The 246-nt window shown below is 70.3% G+C and carries 1 protein-coding gene; it reads left to right on the plus strand.

Going from position 1 to position 246, the window contains the following annotated elements; genetic code table 11:
* Positions 1-246, plus strand: a 246-nt coding sequence (locus tag UWG_RS29415; protein WP_033195945.1) for a metal ABC transporter permease, incomplete at both ends; no start/stop codon positions are given.

Consider the following 246-nt stretch of genomic DNA (forward strand, 5'->3'; position numbering starts at 1 on the left):
GCCTGCTCTTCGTCGGCATGCTGTCGCTCGGCGTGATCGTCGTATCGCGCTCGCAGTCCTTCGCCGTGGACCTGACGGGATTCCTCTTCGGTGACGTACTCGCCGTGCGGGAGGGCGAGTTGACCAACCTCGCGGTGGCGCTCGTCGTCACGGCGGTGGTCGCCGCCGCGGGACACCGGGCGTTCCTTGCGCTCGTCTTCGACGAGCGCAAGGCCCACACTCTCGGGCTGCGCCCGCGGCTGGGGC

It is taken from the genome of Streptomyces xiaopingdaonensis (assembly GCF_000262345.1).
GTDB lineage: Bacteria > Actinomycetota > Actinomycetes > Streptomycetales > Streptomycetaceae > Streptomyces > Streptomyces xiaopingdaonensis.